General features: G+C 50.2%; 26 protein-coding genes and 2 pseudogenes. 24 read left to right on the top strand and 4 right to left on the bottom strand.

Annotated features, from left to right (window positions below; all coding sequences use genetic code 11):
* Positions 1-32 precede the first annotated feature (32 nt).
* From ACSPHG_RS06630 to ACSPHG_RS06615, 4 genes are read left to right on the top strand one after another with little or no spacing between them, the layout of a single operon-like run.
* Complete coding sequence (locus ACSPHG_RS06630) at positions 33-716, top strand: LexA family protein (RefSeq protein WP_435952704.1); 684 nt, start codon at positions 33-35, stop codon at positions 714-716.
* 24 nt (positions 717-740) lie between these two features.
* Positions 741-1,136 carry a hypothetical protein gene (locus ACSPHG_RS06625; RefSeq protein WP_435952703.1) on the top strand — a complete coding sequence of 132 codons (396 nt, stop codon included), beginning with the start codon at positions 741-743 and terminating at the stop codon, positions 1,134-1,136.
* 29 nt (positions 1,137-1,165) lie between these two features.
* Positions 1,166-1,603 (top strand): hypothetical protein, encoded by a 438-nt coding sequence (locus ACSPHG_RS06620; protein WP_435952702.1) that lies wholly within the window; start codon positions 1,166-1,168, stop codon positions 1,601-1,603.
* The gene (locus tag ACSPHG_RS06615) at positions 1,590-1,901 is read left to right on the top strand and encodes a hypothetical protein (protein WP_435952701.1); all 312 of its coding nucleotides are present in this window, start codon (positions 1,590-1,592) and stop codon (positions 1,899-1,901) included. Before ACSPHG_RS06620 ends, ACSPHG_RS06615 begins: the two co-directional genes overlap by 14 nt.
* A gap of 29 nt (positions 1,902-1,930) precedes the next feature.
* Here the strand turns inward: ACSPHG_RS06615 and ACSPHG_RS06610 are convergent, their stop codons facing one another.
* Positions 1,931-2,275 (bottom strand): hypothetical protein, encoded by a 345-nt coding sequence (locus ACSPHG_RS06610; protein WP_435952700.1) that lies wholly within the window; start codon positions 2,273-2,275, stop codon positions 1,931-1,933.
* 377 nt (positions 2,276-2,652) lie between these two features.
* On the opposite strand from ACSPHG_RS06610, the gene ACSPHG_RS06605 reads away from it, so the two are divergent.
* The 20 genes and pseudogenes from ACSPHG_RS06605 to ACSPHG_RS06510 all read left to right on the top strand — a co-directional run bounded on the left by ACSPHG_RS06605 (position 2,653) and on the right by ACSPHG_RS06510 (position 11,130).
* Positions 2,653-2,979, top strand: a complete 327-nt coding sequence (locus ACSPHG_RS06605) for an antitermination protein N (protein WP_435952699.1) — start codon at positions 2,653-2,655, stop codon at positions 2,977-2,979.
* A gap of 14 nt (positions 2,980-2,993) precedes the next feature.
* On the top strand, positions 2,994-3,206 hold the full coding sequence (locus ACSPHG_RS06600; RefSeq protein ID WP_435952698.1) for a hypothetical protein: 213 nt from the start codon (positions 2,994-2,996) through the stop codon (positions 3,204-3,206).
* Between the two features lie 45 nt (positions 3,207-3,251).
* Positions 3,252-3,428, top strand: a complete 177-nt coding sequence (locus tag ACSPHG_RS06595) for a hypothetical protein (RefSeq protein ID WP_435952697.1) — start codon at positions 3,252-3,254, stop codon at positions 3,426-3,428.
* A complete protein-coding gene (locus tag ACSPHG_RS06590; protein WP_435952696.1) occupies positions 3,428-3,715 on the top strand; it encodes an XkdD/Y8K6 family phage-associated protein in 288 nt (95 codons plus the stop codon). Before ACSPHG_RS06595 ends, ACSPHG_RS06590 begins: the two co-directional genes overlap by 1 nt.
* Positions 3,705-4,031 carry a hypothetical protein gene (locus tag ACSPHG_RS06585; RefSeq protein WP_435952694.1) on the top strand — a complete coding sequence of 109 codons (327 nt, stop codon included), beginning with the start codon at positions 3,705-3,707 and terminating at the stop codon, positions 4,029-4,031. The genes ACSPHG_RS06590 and ACSPHG_RS06585 overlap by 11 nt, the downstream gene beginning before the upstream one ends.
* Before the next feature lie 8 nt (positions 4,032-4,039).
* Positions 4,040-4,240, top strand: a pseudogene (locus ACSPHG_RS06580) (DUF551 domain-containing protein); the annotation flags it as partial.
* Between the two features lie 95 nt (positions 4,241-4,335).
* Entirely contained in the window at positions 4,336-4,752 is a 417-nt protein-coding gene (locus ACSPHG_RS06575; protein WP_435952693.1) for a hypothetical protein, read from the top strand.
* Between the two features lie 366 nt (positions 4,753-5,118).
* Positions 5,119-5,427, top strand: a complete 309-nt coding sequence (locus ACSPHG_RS06570; protein WP_435952691.1) for a hypothetical protein — start codon at positions 5,119-5,121, stop codon at positions 5,425-5,427.
* The gene (locus ACSPHG_RS06565) at positions 5,427-6,353 is read left to right on the top strand and encodes a recombinase RecT (protein ID WP_435952690.1); all 927 of its coding nucleotides are present in this window, start codon (positions 5,427-5,429) and stop codon (positions 6,351-6,353) included. The genes ACSPHG_RS06570 and ACSPHG_RS06565 overlap by 1 nt, the downstream gene beginning before the upstream one ends.
* Positions 6,354-6,644: 291 nt before the next feature.
* A complete protein-coding gene (locus tag ACSPHG_RS06560; RefSeq protein WP_435952689.1) occupies positions 6,645-7,325 on the top strand; it encodes a lambda exonuclease family protein in 681 nt (226 codons plus the stop codon).
* 3 nt (positions 7,326-7,328) lie between these two features.
* Complete coding sequence (locus ACSPHG_RS06555; protein WP_435952688.1) at positions 7,329-7,625, top strand: DUF1317 family protein; 297 nt, start codon at positions 7,329-7,331, stop codon at positions 7,623-7,625.
* Positions 7,626-7,627: 2 nt separating this feature from the next.
* Positions 7,628-7,798, top strand: coding sequence for a DUF2737 family protein (locus ACSPHG_RS06550; RefSeq protein ID WP_435952687.1), 171 nt, complete (start codon positions 7,628-7,630; stop codon positions 7,796-7,798).
* A 223-nt stretch (positions 7,799-8,021) separates the two neighbouring features.
* Positions 8,022-8,219 (top strand): hypothetical protein, encoded by a 198-nt coding sequence (locus ACSPHG_RS06545; RefSeq protein WP_435952686.1) that lies wholly within the window; start codon positions 8,022-8,024, stop codon positions 8,217-8,219.
* Positions 8,220-8,229: 10 nt separating this feature from the next.
* Positions 8,230-8,595, top strand: coding sequence for a hypothetical protein (locus ACSPHG_RS06540; protein WP_435952685.1), 366 nt, complete (start codon positions 8,230-8,232; stop codon positions 8,593-8,595).
* Complete coding sequence (locus tag ACSPHG_RS06535; protein WP_435952684.1) at positions 8,585-9,334, top strand: DNA-methyltransferase; 750 nt, start codon at positions 8,585-8,587, stop codon at positions 9,332-9,334. Before ACSPHG_RS06540 ends, ACSPHG_RS06535 begins: the two co-directional genes overlap by 11 nt.
* On the top strand, positions 9,331-9,780 hold the full coding sequence (locus ACSPHG_RS06530) for a hypothetical protein (protein WP_435952683.1): 450 nt from the start codon (positions 9,331-9,333) through the stop codon (positions 9,778-9,780). The genes ACSPHG_RS06535 and ACSPHG_RS06530 overlap by 4 nt, the downstream gene beginning before the upstream one ends.
* A complete protein-coding gene (locus ACSPHG_RS06525; protein WP_435952682.1) occupies positions 9,773-10,288 on the top strand; it encodes a hypothetical protein in 516 nt (171 codons plus the stop codon). Before ACSPHG_RS06530 ends, ACSPHG_RS06525 begins: the two co-directional genes overlap by 8 nt.
* The gene (locus ACSPHG_RS06520; protein WP_435952681.1) at positions 10,281-10,556 is read left to right on the top strand and encodes an ASCH domain-containing protein; all 276 of its coding nucleotides are present in this window, start codon (positions 10,281-10,283) and stop codon (positions 10,554-10,556) included. The genes ACSPHG_RS06525 and ACSPHG_RS06520 overlap by 8 nt, the downstream gene beginning before the upstream one ends.
* 77 nt (positions 10,557-10,633) lie before the next feature.
* A pseudogene (locus tag ACSPHG_RS06515) lies at positions 10,634-10,780 on the top strand (hypothetical protein); the annotation flags it as partial.
* 149 nt (positions 10,781-10,929) lie between these two features.
* Entirely contained in the window at positions 10,930-11,130 is a 201-nt protein-coding gene (locus ACSPHG_RS06510; protein WP_242925445.1) for a helix-turn-helix transcriptional regulator, read from the top strand.
* A gap of 89 nt (positions 11,131-11,219) precedes the next feature.
* Here the strand turns inward: ACSPHG_RS06510 and ACSPHG_RS06505 are convergent, their stop codons facing one another.
* The 3 genes from ACSPHG_RS06505 to tssE all read right to left on the bottom strand — a co-directional run bounded on the left by ACSPHG_RS06505 (position 11,220) and on the right by tssE (position 13,593).
* Positions 11,220-12,572, bottom strand: coding sequence for a VasL domain-containing protein (locus tag ACSPHG_RS06505; protein WP_435952680.1), 1,353 nt, complete (start codon positions 12,570-12,572; stop codon positions 11,220-11,222).
* A 75-nt stretch (positions 12,573-12,647) separates the two neighbouring features.
* Positions 12,648-13,118 carry a hypothetical protein gene (locus ACSPHG_RS06500; RefSeq protein WP_435952679.1) on the bottom strand — a complete coding sequence of 157 codons (471 nt, stop codon included), beginning with the start codon at positions 13,116-13,118 and terminating at the stop codon, positions 12,648-12,650.
* A gap of 37 nt (positions 13,119-13,155) precedes the next feature.
* On the bottom strand, positions 13,156-13,593 hold the full coding sequence (tssE, locus tag ACSPHG_RS06495) for a type VI secretion system baseplate subunit TssE (protein ID WP_435952678.1): 438 nt from the start codon (positions 13,591-13,593) through the stop codon (positions 13,156-13,158).
* Between the last annotated feature and the right edge of the window lies 1 nt (position 13,594).

Below are 13,594 nucleotides of genomic sequence, written 5' to 3'. Positions count from 1 at the left end.
AAAGTTTTTGCAAGTGGTTTACTATCGAACTCATGGTACAAAATGAAAAAGTGCGTGTGGAATTTTCCCAGCGGCTAGCGCAGGCCTGTAAAGATGCTGGACTTGATGAGCATGGCAGAGGCATGGAATTAGCCCGTGCTCTTGGTGTTTCCTCAAAAGCAGTGAGCAAGTGGCTTAATGCTGAAGCGCTTCCAAGGCAGGAAAAGATCAATCAGCTAGCAAAATTTTTACGTGTAGATGTGGTCTGGTTGCAGCATGGAATAAATTCAGTACCTGAAAATTCTAATGTAAAATATGTTGGAGAATACAAGCCAGGCAAGCGTTACCCCGTCTTGAGTAGCGTACAGGCTGGTTCGTGGTCCGAGGCGTGCGAACCATACACACTAAAAGACATCGATCTTTGGCTAGAATCTGACGCACATATTCAAGGCGATGCGTTCTGGCTGGAAGTCGAGGGTGACTCGATGACGGCTCCAGTTGGTCTGAGCGTGCCAGAGGGTACATTCGTTCTGTTCGATACGGGCAGAGAGCCAGTAAATGGCAGCTTGGTGATAGCTAAGCTTTCCGACTCCAACGAAGCGACGTTTAAGAAGCTGATCATTGATGGCGGCCAGAAGTATTTGAAAGGTTTGAATCCTGCATGGCCTTTGGTTCCGGTCAATGGAAACTGCAAGACTATTGGCGTGGCTGTTGAGACTAAGTTAAGGCTGGTTTAACCATTACATGGGATTCTAAATTAAATGGAGATAGTATTTGGATGCATTGCCTTGTTGATCATTGCTGGCATTGGCATCTGGCATACAAATTCTGTGCAGAATGCAGCGGCTGATCCGAGTGATGACTCAGTTGTTATGCTCTCAGAATTGCAACGACTCTCGAATCTTCCTGACGGTGGTAAATTTGTAGTTAGCATCTTTAGGCAGAGTGGAAACCTTCAACAAGATGAAAAATTCTACAGTTCATCATCTGCTGCTATTAAAGCGGTGTGCGCTACATTCGCTCGTGCGAAAATTGACTTCGTCGTGATCGATAGAAGCGACGCATACCAACTCAATTTTAGAAGGCCGTGGCATAGCCACAGAGGTAAATCCGAAGGAAAAAAGGTTGGACGCGCAAGCATACGTATAGTGAACTGAGGATATTCTCAAGTAAAAGGGATATGAACATGATTAAAGAAAGAATTTCATACGTCATCCCCATAGCCATGGATGACAATAAATCAGGTACTCCAGTTCTGATTTATGAAATGAAAAAAGACAGCCAACACATTGATCTTTCATTTGGAGTTTATTTTATTGGCTTAAAGTCTGGGAAGAAGTACTCGTTCGGAATTGAAGTGTTTAATGAAAATGAATCCCCAATACCTATCGATACGAAAGAACACCATAACCATCTGTTTTTCTCCGTTGACGAATCTTTCGATGGAGAGACCATCGTATCTGCATCCATGAAACAAATATTTCACAAAGTGAGAATTAAAAGTTCAGGGATATTTGAGGTTAGAGCCTCACTGGTCAATCCAGAAAGCAAAGAATTATTAGATATAAAAAGCGCGTATTTTGATATCAAGCCAGAAGGGATTGTTCGCAATGAGTTCAGATAACACTGTAACTAAGCTTAGGCCAAATCAAGATGTGTCTCGCCTTGATAGACAGGAATTTGACTATAATGCATACTCAAAGCATGGCGGTGGAAATGGCGGAGGAGAGAATATGCTTGAGCGAGTAAAAAAGCTTGAAGACCAAATGGCTTCTCTCGTTACTGACGTGGCTATAATTAAGTCGAACTACGCCACCAAAGCCGATTTACATGAAGAGCTTGGTAAGCAAACCAAGTGGATAGCCGTAACAATCATTGGAACCGTTAGCGTAGCCATGGCTGTCGCCAAACTCCTTTTCTAACCCGGCCGCCATGTCGGGTTTTTATTGTCCTATGAACGCCAGCCTTCCGCATCCATTTTCGCTTCCAGTTCAGCCACTCGTTCAAGATTCTTCTGCTTCTTCATGATCGTTATCAATTGACGGTATCCATGATGTGCTGGGGTGTAGAACTCAACGCCGTTAAAATCTCTTTCCCATTTTCCACGCAAAGCTGGTAATGCTATTTCAGCCAAGGCCACTTGCTGCTCGCATAGATGAATAGCTATCTTCAGATTGTTACCCTTCGAACGCAGCTTATAGTGCTTCTTTATTTGCTCTTGAAGCTTAAAGTGCACATCGACAACCTGATCTGCACTCAACCATCTAAGTCCATCCACCCACTCTTTTATGTCCATAACCCCTCCTTTCATTCTCTACAAAACCCTAACACATAGGCCCAGAGATGGCATTTACAAAAATAAATAACCTTTAAATTCATATGTTAAACGAAAAGTACGAGATTACTAACGAAAGTCCGTACTTATGGTTCTTGATTAACTCGAACTATTGGTTCAATATAACCCCATCAGCAGGACGCACTACCCGGCAAGATGCCGATGCTCATTAACAGATGGCGCTGAAAAAGCGCAAATACACCAAAGCAGTATGTTTTGGGGTGTGGTGAATACTCAGCGGCTCGACGCGGCGGAGAGTCGGCTACCAGCCATTGGCAGGGATAGCGGGAGATAAGCACCCGCCACCATACCACCAAAACACACTGACAGGAGGATGTATGAACGCACAAGAACGCCGCCGCGAACGTCGCGCAGCTAAAACCGCTGAATGGAAGGCTGCCAATCCCCTGTTAGTGGGCATTGCAGCCAAACCGGAACGCCAGGTGTTAACGCTTAGCCGCAAGGTTGACCGTGTGCAGAAAGCCGTTGAGCCAATTGCTAACGAAGTGATAACGCAGTTGGTTAAGGCAACAGAGTTGCACGAAGCAATTCGCGGGCAGATGGATAAGAGAAATCAGCGCGTTTGGCACAAGAAGCCGGGTGATTACGGCGTTACTTGCCACGGTCGCCAGAAGATGCGCGGCAAGAGCATTCCATTAATTTGAGCAGCGAGGTGAGTATGAGTTTCAAGAAAGGCGATTGGGTAACCTGGTCCAGCCAGGCGGCAGGCAGCTGGAAAACTAAAGTCGGCATTATCAAACATGTTCATATGAAAAATGGGGTTCCCATTCGTTATGACGTACAGGTTCCGCCGAAAGAAGGCTCGAAGGCCAAACCAAAAATGTACTACCCACAATTATCGGCGCTAAAGCCGTATGACAAGGCTGCCTGAGGCGGCCTTTTTTATTGCTAGCGGCAGTGATTAAAGAGGTGATGTATGCCACTCAACCGCACGGTAAATGAGTCGGTCGGCTGGGGTGTTGACGCCATCGAGAACAAGGTTCTGTTTTGCAATGACTGCCGTGCTGTTTTCTACAAGACGCAGGACGGCGCGAAAATAGTTCAGGCGAAGCGGATATTCAGCAAGAAGCATAAGTGCAGACTGGAGGAATGATGAGTGAGTTTAAAGGAACACCTGGGCCATGGTCAGAAGATAAGTACGGCCAGTGCATAGACAGCAAAGGTGAAAGCGTTAAGTTCAGTGGACTGACGCTGGCTGGCAGAGCGAAGGATGAATATCTGGCAAATGACAAGCTGGTAATTGCAGCACCTGATTTGCTGGGCGCGCTTCAAGAGATTGTATTTCTCTATGAACACGATGAGGGCTGCCGCGAGCTAACTGAATATAAACGAGCTAAGGCCGCTATCAGCAAGGCTACAGGAGGATGCAATGAAGCCTAAAGAAAACATATCACGCAAGGAGGTGGCCTTCGGCCCGGAGAAAATGACGGACTACCTTCCCCCTGCTCATAAGATACCGAAGGAATTTTTCAGTGATAGCAATAAGTGGTCGCGATACATACAGGGCTGGTTCTATGGAGGCTTGAAGGAGTCGCCTATCGCAAAAGATGGTGTGAACTTCAAAGATGCTGCAGCACACATAAGTGTGATCCTCGCCAGCTTTGAGCCAAAACATGAACACAAGATAGCCGGTTGCGCATACCTTGCATCACAATGGTTCAAGGATGAAATGCTCAGCAAGGCTACAGGAGAATAGATATGGAGTGGATTAAGTGCAGTGATGAAATGCCGAAGGATACACAGATGGTGCTGGCATTTAGCTTGGGTGAAATCGTAGCTGCATACTGGAACTATGTGATGTGCCCCATTGAGTACAAGAAATACAGAGCGTTCACATATTTATCCGGATGCATTCTGGAGCACGTTACACACTGGATGCCACTGCCTCCACCGCCCGCAGACTAACTTCCGCATCAGCTTTCAATGAGAGCTGATTCCGAACCCTCGTTGTCCCTATTGCCCGGCATAAACGTCGGGCATTTTTTTAACTGGAGAAAAGTATGGAAATTACAGACATAACAGTAAATCCAGACAACTACGCAGATTTTAACCTTCCGACAAGCTCCGTGGATTTTGGGTGCGCGACGGTGAGCGCGTGGATTGTGAATGGGAAAGCTCTTGATGCTTGCCTTGATGCACATATGAGCCTTAATTCTTTCATTGATGAAAAAACCCATCACCAAGATGCTGGCGGTAAGTATGCAAACTGGCTAAGCAGTATGGGGTTTGAATATCAGTCTGATGAAGGGTGGTGGAGCGACGTTGCTGTAATACCAGAGAACATCGAAACCTTTGTTAAATGGTCAAATGATGGCGATTACAAAAATATTGTTGATGCAGCCATCCATCGTTACGGACGCAAGAAATTCAACCATGAGATTTCGTTAGTAAGTGACTTTGTCGAAGTATTCCGATAGCCGCCTAGTGCGGCTTTTTTATTGCGTTCATCCCTGAGCGTCAGCGCTGATGAATGAACACAACCCCAACCAAAGGAGCATTACCCATGCCAGCATATGCTTGCGCAGGGGCGGCATCGGTTCGCCCTTTTAACGCCATCAAATCCATTGAGTTTGCCCGCGGCAATGTATTAACCAGCGCAGACTTCCGCCAGCCAGATTTAAGAACGCAACTTCAGAGATTGTTCGATCGCCTGGTCGCTTTTCTCTGCCAGCCGGGGCAACCATGATCCAGCAACCAGCACCAAAAATGCCAGAGCCTGAATTTCTGGAGCGAATGTTTGAAATGTTAGGCGGCAAGAAACCAGAGCCGCAGAAGGAGTCAGCATGAGACTTACTACAGCAGATAAGCAGGAAATTAAGACCATCATCGCCAGCCTCGACGAGCGCGACAATGAGCGAATTTACGAAGAAGTTGAGCGCCTCGCTAAAGCATCAAACCAAATCACTTCCCTACTCCGCAAATTCAACGCTGACGAGCACACAGACGACGCAATGACGTATCTGGAAGGTGATGACGTAGCGTATCAGGAGAAGGTCGCAGAATGGTTCTGGGACGCTTTAACGGAGCGGGTTAAAGCTGAGTACGCATTCGGCATTTTCAAGGCAAAGCATGAGCACAGGGAGGCGGCATAATGGCTAGTCAGTTAGTCCAGCGGGTTTACGACATAGTTAACCCACTCAAAGCAGAGTTCGAGCAAGTTTGCTCCGAGCCATCGCTTAACTTCAAACGTGAATCTGAATTCGCAATGCAAATTTTCGCGAGCAATGACTATCTGGCTGGGGTTGCGGCAAACAACACGGTGTCAACCCGCAGCGCCATCATGAACGTCGCAGCAATCGGCGTGACGCTGAACCCAGCGCAAAAACTCGCTTATTTGGTGCCACGTAAAGGTGCTATCTGCCTAGACATTAGCTACATGGGCCTTATGCATATTGCCCAGCAGTCAGGAGCTATAAAGTGGTGCCAATCGGATATCGTCAGGAAGAACGATAAATTCAAGCTTGTCGGTATCGACAAAGCGCCCGCGCACGAATACAGCGTGTTCGACACCATTGAGCAGCGCGGCGATATTGTCGGTGCTTACACAGTAATCAAGACCGATGACGGCGACTACCTGACACACACCATGCGGGCAGAAGACATCTTCGCTATTCGTGACCGCTCGGAAGCATGGAAAGCATATAAGACCAAAGGGAAATCCTGTCCGTGGTTAACAGACGAAGAGCAAATGATACTCAAGACGGTAGTCAAGCAAGCCGCCAAATACTGGCCTCGCCGTGAGCGTCTGGATGCCGCCATTGACTACGTGAACACGGAAAGTGGAGAAGGCATAAACTTCAATCAGGAACGCCAGCCAGAGCGCGATATATCCCCCGCTTCTAATGAAACGCTGCAGACCATATCTGACCTCCTCATTCAGTTAAATAAAACATGGGAAGCAGATTTGCTGCCGCTCTGCTCTCAACTGTTCCGCAGACAAATACCCGCAGCAACAGAACTTACGGAAGTTGAAGCGGTTAAGGCTCTCGACTTCCTACGCAAAAAGGCGGCCGCATGACTGGAAAAACTATTGAGGATACTTGCAAATGCTGCCCTGACAAATTTTTGGCTCGGGCTGCTGACAGAAAAAGAGGATGGGCTCAGTTTTGCAGTAAATCATGCGCGGCATTCTGGAAGCAGTACGGTCGTCGCCGCGGGCATCAGTCTTTGGAAATGCGGGAGTCCGCTATTCATAGAAATAGCATTGAGCGCCTCCAAAGAGAGGCCAAGGTTAGTGGAAGTTATGCCCCACGTGACTTCGTATATGTCGGTGGCTTTGGCTCATGGGACGACCACAAGGACTGTTAACATGACACCTGAAATCATTCTGAAGCGCACCGGGATTGATGTGCTTCACGTCGAGCAAGGAAGCGATGACTGGTTGCGCTTAAGGCTCGGAGTTATTACAGCGTCCGAAGTGTCGAATGTTATCGCAAAGGCACGGAGCGGCACCAAGTGGACAGATATGAAAATGTCCTACTTCCACACCCTGCTCGCGGAAGTATGCACCGGCGTAGCGCCGGAGGTTAACGCCAAGGCGCTAGCATGGGGCAAACAAAACGAAGATTCAGCACGGACGCTGTTTGAGTTCACAACGGATGTGCAAGTTACCGAAGCCCCTATCCTTTTTAAAGACGAAACCCTCCGCACCGCATGCTCACCAGATGGCCTATGCAGCAATGGATTCGGCCTTGAGCTTAAGTGCCCGTTCACCTCTCGTGACTTCATGAAGTTCAGACTCGGCGGCTTCGATGCTATCAAGTCCGCTTACATGGCGCAGGTTCAATACAGCATGTGGGTAACGGGGAAAGAAGCCTGGTTCTTCGCGAACTACGACCCACGCATGAAACGTGAAGGCATTCACCATGTGGTTGTTGAACGGGATGAAAAGTACATGGCCGACTTCGACGAAATGGTTCCGGAATTCATCTGCAAGATGGATGAAGCGCTGTCTGAAATTGGCTTCACCTTCGGTGAGCAATGGCGGTGAGAAATGAACAACGCACACGACAACATCCGGTGCGGGACTACCGTATTGCGCTATTACAGCGCATACAGCGGCTGGATGCTGCCAGATAAGACCTTCACAAGAAACCCTCTCAAAGCACAGCGAATCGCAGAAGAAACCGAGGCAGCAAAGGAAAAGCACAAACAGGAGTGGGAGCTGTACGAATTACAGCTGCTCAAAGAGCGCAACCCCAACTGGAACATCATCACCATCGCCCGCCGCCTCGACCGAACCAACTCAGACGTTAAGAACATGCTTAACGCCATCTCAGCGAGTAAATAGCCATGCGAAACGGAATATACAACCCGGATCTAACTCCGGGCGACATCATCGCTCGCCCTAAATTCAGACAGCAGAACATGCCGAGTGAAGCAGAGCTGAAAGCGCGGCACAGCTTCCCCGGCCCGGACGATAACCGGCACATCGACAAGTTCATTAAAGCTACGAAGCACTGAACATGGACGCAGCAGAGCAAAACGCTATCAGAGCGACCGCTCGTCAATGCTGGGCAGAGTTGCAGGAAGCGTGGGCAAAGGAGAAAGCTCAAACATGCAAGCAAAGGGACGTCATAAACCGGCGCATCCTGCTCAGCTACGCGAAGCGCATCAACCCACGATTCACCCTACCCCAACTCCTGTACCACATTGGCGTCCACAACGGGACACTCAAGGAGAGGTAATGCCAAGACAACCCATGCCGGTTATCGGCACACACAAAGAAACCGGAGATACGGTCTATTTCCGGTCAGCCTATTACGCGCCTGGATTTAAACGTGCAGGCATCAAAGAAGCTATCAGTGGTCGCGCTAAATCACATCGTGGTTTTACGTGGCGATATGCAACCAAATTAGAGCGCGACAAGTTCGCTCAGCACTGAGGAAAGGACAATGAAAGAAGGACTAACAATTGGTCAACTTGCTGAAATTAACGCAGAGCTGAACGTAAAGGTTTCCGCACTACTGAAAGAGCGTGACGCGCTGGTCGCTGAGAATGCAGCGCTGAAGGTTTCAGAAAAGGAACTTGATGATGCCTGTCAGGACATGTGCGATGGGGAATGGGAAAGCATTTTCACAGAAACCCCGGCCACAGACGCAGCGCTGGCAGATATCGAAGCGCGTGGCGTGGAGAAGTTCATTAGCCGTATTGAGTGGATTGTCAGGAATGAGTGCAATCCTGGTGTCACTGAAAGGCTTCTAGTTAGTCTGTCTGAATTTGCAGCAGAAAACAAAAAGGAAGGAAGTCATGCTGCATGAAAATAACCCATTAATGCTTTTTCATGCCGACTGCTTCGATGTATTTCCGCTGATTGATGACAGCAGCGTTGACATGGTATGTGCTGATATTCCTTACGGCACAACGCAGTGCCGATGGGATTCGGTACTCGACCTACAGTTAATGTGGCGCGAGCTTTATCGCATTGCTAAGCCATCTGCGGCCATCGTGCTGTTTTCGGCGCAGCCGTTCACCGGCGTTCTTGTCAGTAGCAACCTTGCCGATTGGCGCACAGAATGGATTTGGGAGAAAGGTAACGCAACCGGATTCCTTAATGCCAAAAAACAGCCGCTGCGAGCACACGAAAACATCCAGGTATTTTACCGGCAGCAGCCGACCTACAACCCACAAAAGACCACCGGGCATGAGCGCAAGACCAGCCAGCGCAAAAGCGTTAACTCTGAGTGTTACGGCAAAGCGCATGAACTGACCGAATACGACAGCACAGAACGTTATCCTCGAACCGTGCAGTTTTTCTCGAGCGATAAGCAGCGCAGCACCTGGCACCCAACACAGAAGCCCCTGGCGTTGGTTCGTTATCTCATCGAGACGTACAGTAATCCGGGCGAAACCGTTCTGGATTTCACAATGGGAAGCGGTACTGCGGGGGTCGCCTGCCAGCAAACTGGCCGAAACTTCATTGGAATAGAAAAAGATGCTGATATTTACCACGTCGCCTGTTCCCGCCTGGGAATTGAAACAAAGGAGTCCGCAGCATGACTAACATAAGAGCCGCAAATGCACCTCTTAACCACGAAAATGGCACTTTAGAGGTGCAGATGAAGCCGTTAAGTGAGCGAGAGTATTTTGTGCTTAGCGTCGGACACACTCAGCGAAGTAACCCGTACATCATGCTGTGGGCGGAAAATAACTCTGGTTACCGTGGGCGCATTGAAACGGCTGGCCGCTATCCGGAAAGCCTCATCAAATCGAAACTTGCTTACTACAACTGCGGCTGTAACAACGTAGCGGTACCGTGTGATGTACTGGAGCCACTGGCATTCCCCGTTAAGCCTGGCTTCTTTGATGATGATAACGGGCGCTGGCTTCGTAATAACGCCGAAACATGGAGGTTAGCACTGGCTAATGTGATTGCTGAACCGAAGTATAAACCGGAGCCGGAATACCGCGGCGCTCCACGCAAAAAGGAGGCAAGCCATGGATAAGGGAATCGAAGGGATTATTGCTGATATTCGCCTGAAGCACGGGCAGAACGATAAATACGCTCCGATCCTTACATGGGATGAGTTGAGCGCACTGATAGCGGCGCTGGAACAGGCGCAAAAGCGTGTTGATGAACTTGAAGCTCGCGGGGATGAGCTTTTACGCCAGGCAAGGTTATTTAGAGAGGCTCATGATTCTGCATCTGAGATTATCAGCAGGATGGAACGCAATAAACCAGTCGCAACACTACCAACTACGCGACTTTGGGCGGGGAAAGTTGCGTGCTTCGAAGAAGGCGATGTCATAACAATGCTGAGAGTTGCCGGTGTCAATATTTCTGACGGGAAACTATCCATTAGTGGTCATGAGGCTCGCCCGCCATGCGTGAAGCTGCCCACTCCTGGCTGTACATATGCCGACCACAGCTACCCTGCTTATTCTGAAAAACAGGTTCGGTCAATACTGGCGGGAATCGGCGTGATTGTGGATGAGGGTGAATTAGATGGCTAACCTTCAGCTCGCCGTCAATGGCGAATACTTCGACGCAATGAAGCGCGGTGAAAAGACCGAAGAGTACCGGCTGGTTACGCCGTTCTGGTCAACGAGGATTATCGACAGGGACTATGACCGCCTAATCATCACTAAAGGCTATCCGCGCAAGGACGATGACGATCGGCGCATTGACGTCCCGTACGCTGGCTACGAAATCAAAACAATCACGCATCCGCACTTCGGCCCAGAAACCGTTAACGTTTTCGCTATTAAGGTGACGCTATGAGCAATATTAGCAATGAGCGGCTGGAAGAGATGGCCGCAGAAGACATTGGCAGCGATGTTGATTTCGAAAGTTCCGTTATGGCCCGCGAACTCCTGGAATACCGGAACGCCAGCAGGGAGCCGGTTGTGTGGATGAACCGCTTTACGGGCCGTACGTTTGAGCTCGAGCAGCAGCCGGGTGCAGATAAGGAGCCGGATATTTATATTCCGCTCTACGCCGCACCGCAGCCGGTTGATGGAACAATCGAAATGCTGGCAAAGGTGTTAGCGAATGCACCGCTCGCACCGAGCGACAGTCAGGGGAAGAAACGCAGTTAACCAACCTATTCCAACGACCTCGCCACGGCGGGGTTTTTTATTGCCTGGAGGAAAGCATGCAACATCACCTGCAACCAGACTCACTTGTTGATTTGAAATTCATCATGGCAGATACTGGATTCGGCAAGACATTCATTTATGACCGCATCAAAGACGGAACCCTACCCAAAAGTAAACTCATTCACGGCCGCGCCCGCTGGCTATATAGTGAACATTGCGAATTCAAGCAAAAGCTTTTAAGTCGCCTCGATGGGTAAAATAGCGGGTAAAATAAAATCCACTAAAACTAATTTCCTTTCAATTCAGCCCCCTGCAAACTTGAATCGATGTATGCAGGGGACGCCATCTACTTCGCTTTTCTCTCCTCATTCTTAATCAACATATAGCTGTTCGACAGCTGTCGAAGCTGAAGATCCGTCTGGCTCAGTAGCCCCTGCGGCAGCGGGCCGTCGGGCGCGATTTCCTGTAGCTGCCTGATGAGTTCCTCGGTCGGAACGCTGGCGTTGAGAGATTGCGATATCGAATACACCGCCGTTTTAAGCTCGCTGACCGTTATATACTTCCCCTTCTTTTCATCAAGCTGGTTAAGCCTGTTCTGAAGCTGGGCGAGCTTTTCGACGCCCTGCTGCCAGCCGACCATGCGGGCATCGGGCAGCGAATTTGCCATCATGAAAGTCTGCCAGCGGCTCTGCGCATTTTTCGCCAGTGCCGAGTGTGGATAGAGAGACTGCGTTTGCGCCACCAGCCGGCTTGCGTACTCCAGCGGCCAGTACGGCGGCAGTTTGCCAAGCTCGTCCAGACGCGCGTTCAGATTTGACGCGTACCGGTCGCTGTCCTGCAGCCAGGCGGGGTTATCCAGACGAAGCCGTGCAGCGTCGGCAGCCGATAAAGCCGAGGGCAAATCGGCGACTGAAGCCATCACGGTGGCTTCTTCAGGGTGGCTTAACCATTCGGGAATCACCTTAAAGCCGAGCACGCCTATCACCGCTGCGGTTAGCACACCGCCGATAAATGCTTTCACAGCCGAGCCCCGGCTGGGCTTTTCATCCTTTATTTCCACATCTACCGCCGGGCCTGACTGCACTACGTATACCCACCTCGCGCCCTCCTGCTCGGCCTCAACTTTCACGGCGTCGGCGGGCAACACAACGGCGTGCGCCTCGTCGGCGGGAAGATCGCTGTTTTCAAGCTTAACGGCGGCGTTCTGCACCATTTTACGTAGCACATCAATCCCGGCAGCCGTCCGCAGCTCTTGCCGCTGCAAAGCCTCGCCGGTTGAAACCAGCAGCTTTTCACACTGATAAAGCGCGTTAAGATCCGTGCGCTGCCAGGTCAGCCTGCGGAGCATCTGCTGTAAACGCTTGCTTAAACTGCTAAGAATTTCCACTCTGCCATGCGCAGACGGTGGCCACATCGCTGACCACTGGTAGCGAATCAGCGCATCCAGAATAGCTAAACCTTCGTTGAAGCCGTGGATACCCGCCAGCTGCGTTCTGGCAAGCGTGTACCATGCGGCGGTCTGCAGGTCGACGCCGTTGCTCTCAAAAATCTTCAGGGCCAGCTTTTCGACGTTTGGCCAGTTCACGTCCGGCCGCGCCGGATGTGACAGTTTGGCAAGCTCATCGCGCAGGGCTGAGTAATCGGGCAATGAACGGGGATCGCTACCCGTTTTCAGTTGACGTTCGTTTGCAGGCGACATGGTGTATCCATTTCGTGTGAGAGAGTCGAGGGGTGAAAAACTGGCTTCGGAAAGCCAGTTTTCATTGTTTCAACGTTAAGGCAGCAGGCCAGAAATCATATTGTAGAAGGCCTCCTCGCAGAACACGCCTCCGGGAAGGGTGGAATGGCCAGACGGACGCCACGTCCATTCGCTGCTTTCGCTGGTGCGCATAAACAGCCGACACACGGAGGTCAGGCTACCCGAGGCATGCAGACTGACTTCCACGCAGCCCGTCACGCCCTGGCCATACAAAAACACCGGGGTGAAGGTCACCTTTCTGTTTTCGTAGCGTAAAGCGATCCCCGTGACGGTGAACGCTTTCCCACCGACCAGCAGCTCTACCACCGATACGGACGTGCTTTCAACCCGGATGTCCGTGCCCGCGAGCCACTCTTCAATTTGCCCAAGCAGCTCGCTCATTCGCAGCCTGAAAGCCGCGATGTCGGCTTCGCTTTTACAGGCATATACCCCGGCCTGCGGCTGTTTTTCCTGGAGCTTTTTAAAAAACCGTTCTTTTGCTGACATACATCCTCTGTATTTTCGATGATCCGTGGCCGTGAGCTTACCGCTGTGCCTCAAGATAGTTTTGCTGTTTAAGGTGGCGCATCAGCACGCGGCCTTCCGGCATAAACGCGGTGCCGTAGCGCACCAGCCCAAGCCCTTTTAGCTCGGCATCAATGGCGTATTCCAGATGACCGGGGTTGGTCTGCGGCAGTAAAACCACCTGAATACTTTTCAGGCGCGGCTCGTACTTCAGCAGCGTCTCAGAAAGCGTGGTCAGCAGCTGGTGCGCCGTGCCGGGCATGCCCTGCAGAATTTTGCTCATATCAGGCAGGCCGTAGTCAGGCAAATGGCTCAACGAGCCCTGCCGCGCGTTAAGAACACGCTGCATATTGTCGAGCACCGAGAGGATAACCTGATTTTCTTCGCTTGCCTGATGAAGGTCGAGGCCGCCGCTGAAGTTGCCGAGCAACATTTCATACAGTGAAGGTTGTGACATT

Origin of the sequence: Dryocola baronae, from assembly GCF_051297175.1 — a bacterium.
GTDB lineage: Bacteria > Pseudomonadota > Gammaproteobacteria > Enterobacterales > Enterobacteriaceae > Dryocola.
The sequence above is the reverse complement of the archived record's forward strand: the minus strand, read 5'-3'. Positions and strand labels throughout refer to the sequence as shown.

Bases quoted from the DNA above. Each gene is read 5' to 3' on its own strand.
- ACSPHG_RS06540 (WP_435952685.1), top strand. From the start codon at position 8,230: ATGAAAGAAGGACTAACAATTGGTCAACTTGCTGAAATTAACGCAGAG.
- ACSPHG_RS06575 (WP_435952693.1), top strand. From the start codon at position 4,336: ATGGAAATTACAGACATAACAGTAAATCCAGACAACTACGCAGATTTT.
- ACSPHG_RS06525 (WP_435952682.1), top strand. From the start codon at position 9,773: ATGGATAAGGGAATCGAAGGGATTATTGCTGATATTCGCCTGAAGCAC.
- ACSPHG_RS06500 (WP_435952679.1), bottom strand. From the start codon at position 13,118: ATGTCAGCAAAAGAACGGTTTTTTAAAAAGCTCCAGGAAAAACAGCCG.
- ACSPHG_RS06570 (WP_435952691.1), top strand. From the start codon at position 5,119: ATGAGACTTACTACAGCAGATAAGCAGGAAATTAAGACCATCATCGCC.
- ACSPHG_RS06625 (WP_435952703.1), top strand. From the start codon at position 741: ATGGAGATAGTATTTGGATGCATTGCCTTGTTGATCATTGCTGGCATT.
- ACSPHG_RS06505 (WP_435952680.1), bottom strand. From the start codon at position 12,572: ATGTCGCCTGCAAACGAACGTCAACTGAAAACGGGTAGCGATCCCCGT.
- ACSPHG_RS06560 (WP_435952689.1), top strand. From the start codon at position 6,645: ATGACACCTGAAATCATTCTGAAGCGCACCGGGATTGATGTGCTTCAC.
- ACSPHG_RS06555 (WP_435952688.1), top strand. From the start codon at position 7,329: ATGAACAACGCACACGACAACATCCGGTGCGGGACTACCGTATTGCGC.
- tssE (WP_435952678.1), bottom strand. From the start codon at position 13,593: ATGTCACAACCTTCACTGTATGAAATGTTGCTCGGCAACTTCAGCGGC.
- ACSPHG_RS06600 (WP_435952698.1), top strand. From the start codon at position 2,994: ATGAGTTTCAAGAAAGGCGATTGGGTAACCTGGTCCAGCCAGGCGGCA.
- ACSPHG_RS06520 (WP_435952681.1), top strand. From the start codon at position 10,281: ATGGCTAACCTTCAGCTCGCCGTCAATGGCGAATACTTCGACGCAATG.
- ACSPHG_RS06585 (WP_435952694.1), top strand. From the start codon at position 3,705: ATGAAGCCTAAAGAAAACATATCACGCAAGGAGGTGGCCTTCGGCCCG.
- ACSPHG_RS06535 (WP_435952684.1), top strand. From the start codon at position 8,585: ATGCTGCATGAAAATAACCCATTAATGCTTTTTCATGCCGACTGCTTC.
- ACSPHG_RS06605 (WP_435952699.1), top strand. From the start codon at position 2,653: ATGAACGCACAAGAACGCCGCCGCGAACGTCGCGCAGCTAAAACCGCT.
- ACSPHG_RS06550 (WP_435952687.1), top strand. From the start codon at position 7,628: ATGCGAAACGGAATATACAACCCGGATCTAACTCCGGGCGACATCATC.
- ACSPHG_RS06530 (WP_435952683.1), top strand. From the start codon at position 9,331: ATGACTAACATAAGAGCCGCAAATGCACCTCTTAACCACGAAAATGGC.
- ACSPHG_RS06615 (WP_435952701.1), top strand. From the start codon at position 1,590: ATGAGTTCAGATAACACTGTAACTAAGCTTAGGCCAAATCAAGATGTG.
- ACSPHG_RS06595 (WP_435952697.1), top strand. From the start codon at position 3,252: ATGCCACTCAACCGCACGGTAAATGAGTCGGTCGGCTGGGGTGTTGAC.
- ACSPHG_RS06565 (WP_435952690.1), top strand. From the start codon at position 5,427: ATGGCTAGTCAGTTAGTCCAGCGGGTTTACGACATAGTTAACCCACTC.
- ACSPHG_RS06630 (WP_435952704.1), top strand. From the start codon at position 33: ATGGTACAAAATGAAAAAGTGCGTGTGGAATTTTCCCAGCGGCTAGCG.
- ACSPHG_RS06610 (WP_435952700.1), bottom strand. From the start codon at position 2,275: ATGGACATAAAAGAGTGGGTGGATGGACTTAGATGGTTGAGTGCAGAT.
- ACSPHG_RS06620 (WP_435952702.1), top strand. From the start codon at position 1,166: ATGATTAAAGAAAGAATTTCATACGTCATCCCCATAGCCATGGATGAC.
- ACSPHG_RS06510 (WP_242925445.1), top strand. From the start codon at position 10,930: ATGCAACATCACCTGCAACCAGACTCACTTGTTGATTTGAAATTCATC.
- ACSPHG_RS06590 (WP_435952696.1), top strand. From the start codon at position 3,428: ATGAGTGAGTTTAAAGGAACACCTGGGCCATGGTCAGAAGATAAGTAC.
- ACSPHG_RS06545 (WP_435952686.1), top strand. From the start codon at position 8,022: ATGCCAAGACAACCCATGCCGGTTATCGGCACACACAAAGAAACCGGA.